Raw genomic sequence first — 9924 nt, forward strand, 5'->3', positions numbered from 1 at the left:
GGGACTAGCTGGCGGCGGGGTCCAACCAGGCCGCCAGCTCACCGGGCTCGGGAGCCCGGCCGGTCCGGAGGGCCACCGCGTCGTGCACGGCTCGGACCACTTCGGGTCTGCGCCGCAACGCGGCGGAGTCGGTCGCGATGGCGAGACCGGCCCAGGCCTCGACATCGCCCGGAGCGCTGCCCACTCGCGTGCTGAAGAGCGAAGCGGCTCGCCGGAGGTCGCCACCGAGGAACGCCGCCTCGGCCGCGTCCACCGATCCCAGACGAGCGACGTGGTCCGGCTCCAGCGCCTGTGCCCTGAGCAGCACCTCCAGCGCTGTGCGGCCGGTCTCCGGCGAGGCTTCCACGACGTCCACCCCGGTGAGTCGAGGTGCGGAGGCACCTCGAACCCACGCGTCGGCCAGCGCGTCGACCAAGTCGTCGTCGGACCGCACATGGCGGAGGCGCCACACCACGCTGTGGACGGTGGTCATCCACCGGATCGTGTCCGCGACATCCGCGGGGAGATCGGCCGGGGACGGACACACGGCGAGCCGGACGGACACCGAGGCGACGAACTCGCGGCCCAAGGGGGTCAACTCCGGCACTCGACTCAAGGTGTCGACGACCAAGCCGACCTGGACGCGCCGGTACGCGGTGGTGAAGTGGGCGTAACGCCGCTCGGCGGCCGGTGCCAGACCGCACTGGACGTGGCTGAACTCAACTACGCTGCAGAACGCGAAGATCCCGTGGAGCAGAGCGGTGATCGTTCGAGGGTAGTCCAGCCAAGGTGCGTAGAAACGGCCGACACCGTCGTCCTCGCACAGCACCACCAAATCCAGGAGGGCGTTGAGCTTGGAGTGCTGTGTTTCGTGCACCAGCGCCTCCGCGAACGTGACCGCGGATTGCTTGGGAGACATCGCGATACTGCCGAAAGCCGCCGTGGAGGACGCGGCGAACACACGTTGCTCCGCGCCGAGCGGAACAACGGTGGACAGCCCCTCGGACAATTCCACGGCAGATTCCGAATGATGCGCCGTCAGGACGTCCCACGCCTCGTCCATGAACTTGCACCATTCATCGTACTCACGTTCCGACAACGGAGTCGCCCGCCGAGGGCACTCGAACTCCCGATAGATGTCGAGGTCGTCGAAAACCAGGTCGACCGTTCTTCCGCGCACCGAACTCCGGTGCCGCCGCAACGACTCCAACGGTACTTCCCGATTTGCCCCCAGGACAGCGATTCCGATCTTCCCGGAAGCGTGCCACAGGTCGACGTAGCCGACCGGAATACCGGTCGGAACCCGCACGACGCCCACCGACGGCAATGTGACCGCACCGTGGACCACCGGCACCGGGATGGTGAAGTCCACCCCGCTCCTGATCGCCGCGGCGGCGGCGAGAGCGTGGAACCCGCCTACCTCGACGAAGAGGGGTGTCGTGTCCGGAGCAATTCCCAACACCTGCCGGAGCGCACGGACAAGCCAGACACCTACTGTCGGGTACATGAGGACGTCCTCGACAGCGGCCGGAGCACGACGCTCGGCCTCGGCCAGCAGATCCCAGGCCGCACTGATTCCCGCGAAAGGAGCGAGCTGGCCGGTGACCCGAGTCACGGATTCCGCGAAAACACGCAATCGCAACTTTCGCAGGCTTAACTGACTGGCGCGCAAGTACACCATTCCGGCCGGAGACATCGATCCGGCGCAAATCTCGTCGAAGACGTGACGCGGTAAAAAATGCGTGTTCAGCTCTACTGCAGGTCCGTCGTCACTAGTCACGCTGCACCTGGACGCGATCGCCGAACCAGCCCTGAAGCGCCCCGGCGACAGTTCGCCGAACGGCGTCGTCGAGCTGCGGCGAACGCACGGTTCTCAGATCGAACAGCGACAGGGACGAGAGGTCGAGCAACATCGAAGGCAGCTCACTCCGGGAATCCACTGGTTCCACGTCGACGTCTCCCCACACTAGGCCACTGGGTTCCATGATGCCCGAGCAGAACGCCCTGCGGAATCGGCCAGCCGGATACGGCACGAAGGGCCAATAGGTCTACTCCGGACAGTGCGGCCAACGAATTCCGCATAAATGCGCGTATCGCCTGGCCGCCACCACGAGACCCTCGTAGTCACTGCTGGCAGACGCGCGGACTGGGCAGTACTGGCACGTCGACCCCGGTTCGAAGATCCATGCCTTAGCCGACCGACAAGGCATGCCGCGAACGGGCGCGATGCCACTACACGTGATTTCCGGGCAATCGGCCTGCTGTGGCGCTGACCTGCTAAGACAAGAGCCCAGGCGTGCTAGTTTCGGTCTGCACTGAAGTCATTGACCAGAAGGCCGCGAATGAGGTTGACCACCTCCGGTGACGCCTTTTCCACGGAGCCGCTGTCGTACGGGGGTTCGGGGTCGTATTCGATCGCCAGTTGGAGGCCCTGGGCGAGGGTGTCGCCCCAGAGGATTCCGGCCAGGGTCAGGGCCATGTCGATGCCTGCTGAGACGCCGGCGCCGGTGATCACCTGGCCGTCGCGGACCACGCGGTCGGTGCTCACCTCCGCGCCCAGGGAGGCCAGCAGGTCGCGCATGGCCCAGTGGGTGGTGGCGCGTTTTCCTTCCAGGACGCCTGCTGCGGCCAGGAGGGTTGAGCCGGTGCAGACCGAGGTCGTCCAGGTGGCGGTGGGGTGGACCTTGCGGAGCCAGGTGGTGACGGTGCCGTCTGCGAGGACGTCGTAGGGCTTGCCGCCGGGGACGACGATGACGTCTGCGCGGTCCATCGACTCGAAGGTGGTGGTTGGGGTGATGAGGAGGCCAGCGTCGCAGCGGACCGGGTCGAGGGTGGCGGCGACGAAGTGCGGGGTCACGTCTGGTGCGTGGCCTAGGACGTCGTAGGGGCCGATCAGGTCCAGGGCGGTCATGTCCGGGTAGAGGACGAAGGCGATGTCCAACGGGGTTCCCCTCAGGAAGTGGTGCGGAAGCGGGAGCGGTAGCCGCCGGGCGACACGCCGATCACGCGTTGGAAGGCCCGGCGCAGGGTTTCCGGTGAGCCGAAGCCGCTGCGGCGGGCTACTACGTCCAGGGCCTCGTCGCCGTTGTCGAGGAGTTCGGTGGCGAACTCGACGCGGGCGCGTTCGACGTACCTGGCGGGTGGGAGGCCGACCTCTCGTGGGAAGACGCGGGCCAGGTGGCGGGTGCTCATCGCGGCTCGGTCGGCCATGTCGGCGACCGTCCACGACGCGGCCGGGTCCTCCGCGATGGCGTCGAGCACGACCCGCAGGCCGTCGGAGCGGACCGCGGGAACGCTGGAGCGGACGCTGAACTGCGACTGGCCGCCCGGTCGTTGCAGGAACACCACCAGCCAACGGGCCAGCTGGCGGGCCACGTCCTGGCCGTGGTCGTCGGCGACCAAGGCGAGGGCTAGGTCGATGCCAGCTGTGACGCCGGCCGAGGTGGTGATTCGGCCGTGCCGCACGAAGATCGCGTCCGGCACCACCTCGACGGCCGGGTGGCGTCGGGCCAGGTCCGCGCAGAACGCCCAGTGCGTGGTGGCGCGGCCGCCGTCGAGGAGACCGGCCGCCGCGAGCAGGCCCGCGCCGGTGCACACCCCGGCGACCCGGCGCGCGGTGGCCGCCAGGCGGGCGATGTGACCGACCAGGACGGCGTCGGTGGTGGCGATCGGCGAGCCGAACCCGCCCACGACCAGCAGCGTGTCCACCGGGCCGTGGAGGTCGGCCAGGTCCTCCGTCAGGAGTTGGAGCCCCGGGGTGGCCCGCATCGGGCCGCCGCCGACCGAGGCCACGCGGAGCCGGTAGTCCGCGCCGAAACCCCGGCGCGCGCCGTCGAACACCTCCACCGGACCGGCGAGGTCCAGCAACGCCACCTCGTCGTAGCCGACGACCACCACGTCCCGCACTCCCCCAGCCTGGAGGACCCCGCCGAGGGCGGCAACGACACGTGACCCTCGGATCCCGCCATCACCGCACGCCCGCGGCGACCGCCTCCCGCACGGCGGCGGGCAGACCGCCGGTCCACGGGTCGCCGTGGCCGGGGTGGACGTCGCGGACGTCGTGCGCCTCCAACGCCCGCAGCGACGCCAGCGCGGCGGCACCGTCGTTGCTGAACGCGCGGCACATCAGCGTCGGTCCGACGCGGCCGAGCATCTCCTCGCGCGTGACCAGGGCGTCGCCGGTGAACGCCTGCTCGGCGAACACGAACACCGTGCTCCCGTGCGTGTGGCCGGGGGTGTGCACGGCCAGTGGACGGCCCGGCACGTCGTCCAGGACGCCGCCGGTGAACGTGACCGGCTCCAGCACCGGGCGGGTGCGCAGGGCGCCTTGCCGCAGCAGGTGCAACGGGGTCCGCAGGCCGCTCGGCCTGCGGAGGGCGTAGCCGACGATCGACTTCTCCGGCCGGGAGTCGGCAGCGGGGCGCAGGGGTGCGGCGACCAGGGCGGCCTCGGCCTCGTGGACGTGGATCCGCGCGCCCGCCTCGACCCGCAGCCGCTCGGCGAGGCCGACGTGGTCGGGGTGGCCGTGGGTGACGAGGACGTCGGTGACGTCCGTCGGCGCGACGCCGAGCCGGTCCAGGTCGGCGAGGAAGCCCCGCCAGTGGCCCGGCAGGCCCGCGTCGACCAGCACCAGGCCGTCGCCGGTGTCGACCAGGTAGAAGTTGACCAGCCCGTCCCCGAGGCGGTGCACCACGCTCATCGTTGGTCTCCAAAGTCGTCGACGACCGGTATCCCCGCGTGATCTTGCCCGTGCGCGGAGCCGCGACGTACCGTGGCACCGCTCCACCGCAACAGCTCGCTCGCAAGGGTGCCGCCGCCGGTCCTTTTCCGCGTACGAGGAGAGCGGCAGCATGCGCAAAATCAGCACCGGCTGGCGAGCGGCCCTGGGTGCGGCCACCGCGGTGGCCACCCTGACCGGCACGGCGGGGGTCGCCGTCGCGGACCCGGTGTCCACGGCCACCATCACCATCGACACGGCCCACCCGGCGGGACGGCTGGCGTCGGACTTCGTGGGGCTCTCGTTCGAGATGCGCGAACTCGGCATCGGCAACCTGGACCCGGCGAAGGGCAACGCCGCCGCGCTGTTCAAGACACTGGGCCGCAGCAACGTCCGCATCTCCGGCAACACGCTCGACCGCGACACCCTGTGGGTGCCGCAGGGCCAGGAACCGCCGAACCCGTTGCCCACGTGGGTGAACGACGTCGTGACGCCGACGGACATCAAGCGTCTCAACAGGTTCCTGTCGGTCACCGGCTGGAACACCATGGTGGGCATCAACCTCGGCCGCTGGGACCAGGCGCTCGGCACGGACCAGGCGAAGTCGATGTTCTCGATCCTGGGCCGCAAGCTCGTGGCGGCCGAGTGCGGCAACGAGCCGGACCAGTGGGTCGGCAAGGCGTTTAGGCCCGCCGGGTACGCCTACCCGGACTACCAGAAGGACTGGGAGATGTGCGCCGCCGCGGTCGGCAACAAGCGCATCGCCGGACCCGACACGGCGGGCACCTCGTCGTCGTGGGCGGCCTCGCTCGCCGCGGACGAGAAGGACCGGATGTCCATGCTCACCGTGCACCAGTACAGCGCGGGCCCGGACGCCACGATCGCGACCCTGATGTCGCCGACGACGGTCACGTCCCAACTCAACTCCGTGGCAAAGAACCTCGCCGCGGCCAAGGCGAACGGGCTGCCGTTCCGGATCGACGAGGCCAACTCCGCCTACGGCGGCGGCGTTGACGGCGTGAGCAACAAGTTCGCGTCGGCGTTGTGGGGCTTGGACTACAGTATGCAGATGGCGCGGGCGGGCGTGGACGGCATCAACGTCCACGGTGGACTCGGCGTGTGCAACGAGCCCATCTGGAACGGCAAGTTCCAGCGCTACACGCCGATCTGCGCGGCGAACGCGGCCGACGAGCAGGCCAAGGTGTACAAGGCGATGCCCATCTACTACGGCCTGTGGATGGCGCGGCAGATGAAGTCCGGCAAGTTCCTGCCCCTCACGCTGTCGACCGACCGCAACGTCACGGCCTACGCCGTGAAGGGCGACGACGGCCGCACCAGGATCGCCGTGATCCAGAAGGACGAGACCACCGCGGCCCCCGTCCACCTCGACATCACCGTCGACGGCCGCGCGCGGAGCGCGGAAGTCCTGCGCCTCACCGGCGACACCCTCGGCGGCGAGGCGACCTCGATCCAGGGCGCCACGGTGGACCGCCAGGGCCACCTGAACCCCCGCCGCGCGGACCAGGTGCGCGTCCGCAACGGCTCACTCGGCCTCGACGTGGCCGCGGGCAGCGCCGTGGTCATCACCCTCGACGGCTGCTGACCGACCGGTGGGCGGTCTCGACCGAGACCGCCCACCGGGGTTCTACAGCAGCGCCCCGAAGTCCGGGCCGGCGATCTCGCCGCCACCGCCGTCACGCCAGTCGCGCGACCGCCGCTCACGCCGCTCCTGCTCACGGGTGATCCAGTCCGCACCCTCGGCGGCAACCGCCTCCAGGATGCTCAGCGCGCCTGCGATGCCCGAGGTGAGCAACGCGATCCGCACCAGCTCCGACTCCTGCTCCAGGTCACCATCGGTCAACCCGGCGAAGTTCGCCGCCACCACGGTGATCTCCTGCGAGCTGGCCAGCGTCAACCGCAGCGCGCGGCTGCGCACCTTCTCGATCTCCAAGGGGCCTTGCGGCTCCCCTGGCTCGACGATGACGCGCCGGTCGTCCGCGTACCGGATCCCCACCTCGGACACCCTGGCCGACACCAGGTGCTCGTAGCGGAACGACGTCCGCCGCTCGTCCCTGGTGGTGCCGGTGAGGAAGTCGAGGTCGACCTCCACTTCCCGGACACCGCTCTTGGTGAGGAGGAAGACCAGCACGACGTACTCGGAGAACCGCGGCGGTCCGTGCGGCACCCTGGCCCGCATCGCCTTGGGAGTGCCTTCCGTCATCACGACGTAGGCGACCAGATCCCGGTTGTCGAGCCCGACCCGGCGGAGCGCGGCAGTCTTCAGGAACGCCTTGTCCAGGTCGAGCCAGCGGCCCATCTCGGCGTCGGTCGGCCGGTCCGCCAGCAGCCGCACCCAGTCCGCGTATGCCACCTTCTCGTCCTCGTACCGCCGAGCGCAGTCCGCACGGGCCTCCTCGTGGTCACGGCGGGCGGCCAGCAGTTCGACGGCACCCGTCACCCCGAAGTACCCGGCTGCCGCGATGATCACCGCGACAGCGCCCGCGCCCGATCCGAACAGCACCAGCAACCCGACGGCGGACACCCCGATGCCCAACCGGAACAGCGTGGTCGTGCGGCTCGATTCCCGGTTCTCCACCTGGTAGGCGTACAACGTGCCCGCCAGCCAGGCCTTGGCGACCTGGTTGGCGTGCCAGCGGATCAGCCAGTTGATGGACGCCGGGGTGACCTGCGCGTTGCCGTAGAGGTGGACGAACCGGCCCTTGAGGTACTCGCGCAGACCGGCGGTGTCCCCGAGCCAGTCACCGGCCACGTGCGGCCGGGCCTCGCGGAAGCAGGTCTCGACCCTGCCGAACACGTCTTTGACGAACTCGGTCGAGACCCAGTGCCCCGGCGAGTTGGCCTGCCGCTGGAGGTACGGCACGCCGTGCTCGTAGTCCATCCGACGGCGGCGGATCACCAGCTGAGCGCGCTCCACCCCGTTGCGCACCACCAGGTAGCCGCCCGCCGCCAAGGGCGGGACGGCGAGGAACGAGGCAGCGCCGCCGATACCCGACAGCAGGACGAGCAGGCCGATCAGCACGCCGAACCCGCCGCCGACGATCTTGAACCACGTCTCCTGCGGGATCGCCGGAGCGGCGAGCGTCACGGGTCGGGGCTCCGCGGGCTCGGGCTGGAAGAACTTCCACGCACGCCCGCCGCGGTTCGGCTGGAGGCGCTCCGTGACGACCCGCTGCACGCCCTCCACGTCCAAGCGCTCCTGCACCGCGCCCCCGAGGACCATCCGCAGGTGACGGGTGATCTCGCCCCGGCGCGCTTCGGGCAGGCGGTCGAAGGCGTCGAGGACCTTCCGCATCTCCTCGGTGTCGACCGGGGTGTACTTGTCCTGCTTCCACATGCACGACATGAACTGCCGCACGACGTTCAGCGCGACCGACCACCCGTCGACCGGGAAGCCCTCGGCGGCCCGGCAGGCGATGCCGAAATCCTCGTACTCCGCGCGGTCGATCTCGTTCAGGGACCGGTCGCTGAGCACGGAGAGCGCGTAGTAGTAAGCCCGCGAGGTCGTGGCGTGCCCGGTGCGCAGCAGTTCCCCGAGGATCGACTCCGCGAACCGGGAGTTGCCGCCCTCCAGGTGGTTGAGCGCGACCTTCTCCTTGCGCTCCGGTGGATCGGTCTGGGTGACGTTGTAGATCGTCTCGTACCGGTGGAACGCCGTGTCGCCGTAGTTCACGCCGATCTGCTGGTCGACGTGGCTGCCGCTCGACGCGGAGTTGTGGTTCGTCCACGGAGGGGCGCTCATCGGTTGTCCTCGTTCTGCCTGGGGGCCGCGTAGTAGGCGCCGTGGTTGACGCCGATCTGCTGGCCGACGGTGGCGTTGCCCTTGGCGACGTTGGTGTTGTGGACCTGCGGCGCGACCGGGGTCTCGGCCGGGGTCGGCTTCACCGCGGGCGCGTCGTCGAGCTGTTCGGCCAGTGCCACGGCGAACGCGGCGGCGTTGCGCGCGGCGACCGACTGCCAGCCCTGGTCATCGGTGGTGTTCTTGGCGCCGCCCGCGCGGTCGCTGATGGACCGCACCGTGGCCATCGGGACGCCGTCGTTGAGGTGGCCCGCGAGCGCGAAGCCCGCGCTCTCCATCTCCACGGCGACGGCGTCGTTGTAGGCGTGGTCGAGGTGCCGCGCGTGCTCCGAGGTGCGCGAGTCCAGCACCACCTCCCCCGCCGCGACCGGCGCGAAGTGCACCTCGGGGCAGGCGCCGTCGCTGAAGGGCTTGTGCCACTCCCGTGCCCGGTGGACGCGCCGCGCCACCTGCTCGACCTTGTGCGAGATGTCCCAGGAGCGCGGGCGGGCGTGGAACCCGTCGTCCTCGCTGCGGCCGCCGTGGTAGGCGTAGACCCGCGTGGCCACCACGACGTCGCCCAGTTCCAGCCAGTCGCGCAGTCCACCCGCGATGCCGACGAAGAGCATCGCGGAGGGCTGGAACTCCACCACGGCCCGCTCGGTGAGCGCCGCGGCGGTCAGGTTGCCCATTCCCGTTGCGGCGACGGCGATCCGCCGGTCCGAACGGGACTTCAGGACGCCCACGTCGAACAGCGTGCCCGCTCGGTGCGTGTGCGCCTCGACGTCGGTCAGGTGGCCGAGGACCGCCGCGTGCTCGCTCTCCAGCGCGGTCAGGATCACGATCATGGATTTGCTCCATCACGTTGTGTCGTAAGGGTTGTGCATCGTCGGGACGGCGCGCGACAGCTCTGGTCGCGAGGACGTGGAGCGAAATCGGGGGTTCGCGGCCTGACAGGGGGCCACAACGGGGACGGACGCTAGCCCAGCCCCTCAATTTTTGTCAATCTGACGATTATTCCACGCGAACGGGTCCGACAGGACGTGAGTATGCTGTTCCATGTGGACGGACGACCACGCGAAATCGCGGAAAGTCCCGCCGCCGAGTGGACGATCCCCGAGGTCGCGGTCGCGGTGGACCTGGCGGTCCTCACGGTGCGCGCGGGCGCGTTGCAGATCATGCTCGTCGAGCGCGGGGTGGAACCGCACCTCGGCGAACTCGCGCTGCCCGGCGGTTTCCTCGCCGCCGCGTCGGAGGACATCGACGTGGCGGCCGCGCGCGAACTGGCCGAGGAGACCGGGTTGGACGCGCGGGGGCTCCACCTGGAGCAGCTGCGCACCTACGGCACCCCGGACCGCGATCCCCGCCGGCGAGTGGTCACCGTGTGCTACCTGGCATTCGTGCCGGATCTGCCCTCCCCCACCGCGGGCGG

9 protein-coding genes are annotated in these 9924 nt (G+C 70.0%); 2 read left to right on the forward strand and 7 right to left on the reverse strand.

Translation table 11 applies throughout. The annotated features are described in order from the left end of the window. Positions 1-4: 4 nt before the first annotated feature. From ACFWW9_RS18620 to ACFWW9_RS18640, 5 genes are all read right to left on the reverse strand, one after another. Positions 5-1759, reverse strand: coding sequence for an aKG-HExxH-type peptide beta-hydroxylase (locus tag ACFWW9_RS18620; RefSeq protein ID WP_390378818.1), 1755 nt, complete (start codon positions 1757-1759; stop codon positions 5-7). Beyond that, positions 1752-1892, reverse strand: coding sequence for a hypothetical protein (locus ACFWW9_RS18625; protein WP_390378820.1), 141 nt, complete (start codon positions 1890-1892; stop codon positions 1752-1754). Before ACFWW9_RS18625 ends, ACFWW9_RS18620 begins: the two co-directional genes overlap by 8 nt. A gap of 386 nt (positions 1893-2278) precedes the next feature. After that, positions 2279-2920: a DJ-1/PfpI family protein gene (locus ACFWW9_RS18630; protein WP_390378823.1), complete on the reverse strand. Its 642-nt coding sequence runs from the start codon at positions 2918-2920 to the stop codon at positions 2279-2281. A gap of 11 nt (positions 2921-2931) precedes the next feature. Continuing rightward, the gene (locus ACFWW9_RS18635) at positions 2932-3885 is read right to left on the reverse strand and encodes a GlxA family transcriptional regulator (RefSeq protein WP_390378826.1); all 954 of its coding nucleotides are present in this window, start codon (positions 3883-3885) and stop codon (positions 2932-2934) included. 61 nt (positions 3886-3946) lie between these two features. Further along, a complete protein-coding gene (locus ACFWW9_RS18640; RefSeq protein ID WP_390378829.1) occupies positions 3947-4678 on the reverse strand; it encodes an MBL fold metallo-hydrolase in 732 nt (243 codons plus the stop codon). Between the two features lie 151 nt (positions 4679-4829). Here ACFWW9_RS18640 and ACFWW9_RS18645 point away from each other — a divergent pair, with 151 nt between their 5' ends. Continuing rightward, on the forward strand, positions 4830-6299 hold the full coding sequence (locus ACFWW9_RS18645) for a glycosyl hydrolase family 79 C-terminal domain-containing protein (RefSeq protein WP_390378832.1): 1470 nt from the start codon (positions 4830-4832) through the stop codon (positions 6297-6299). Between the two features lie 42 nt (positions 6300-6341). On the opposite strand, the gene ACFWW9_RS18650 is transcribed toward ACFWW9_RS18645, so the two are convergent. Both ACFWW9_RS18650 and ACFWW9_RS18655 read right to left on the reverse strand, forming a co-directional pair. Then, positions 6342-8456, reverse strand: coding sequence for a hypothetical protein (locus tag ACFWW9_RS18650; RefSeq protein WP_390378835.1), 2115 nt, complete (start codon positions 8454-8456; stop codon positions 6342-6344). Next, the gene (locus ACFWW9_RS18655) at positions 8453-9340 is read right to left on the reverse strand and encodes a purine phosphorylase (RefSeq protein ID WP_390378838.1); all 888 of its coding nucleotides are present in this window, start codon (positions 9338-9340) and stop codon (positions 8453-8455) included. Before ACFWW9_RS18655 ends, ACFWW9_RS18650 begins: the two co-directional genes overlap by 4 nt. A 213-nt stretch (positions 9341-9553) precedes the next feature. Between ACFWW9_RS18655 and ACFWW9_RS18660 the strand changes: the two genes are divergently transcribed. After that, on the forward strand, positions 9554-9924 hold a 371-nt coding region (locus ACFWW9_RS18660), incomplete at its 3' end, for an NUDIX domain-containing protein (protein WP_390378841.1).

Origin of the sequence: Umezawaea sp. NPDC059074 (assembly GCF_042738955.1) — a bacterium.
Taxonomy (GTDB): domain Bacteria; phylum Actinomycetota; class Actinomycetes; order Mycobacteriales; family Pseudonocardiaceae; genus Umezawaea.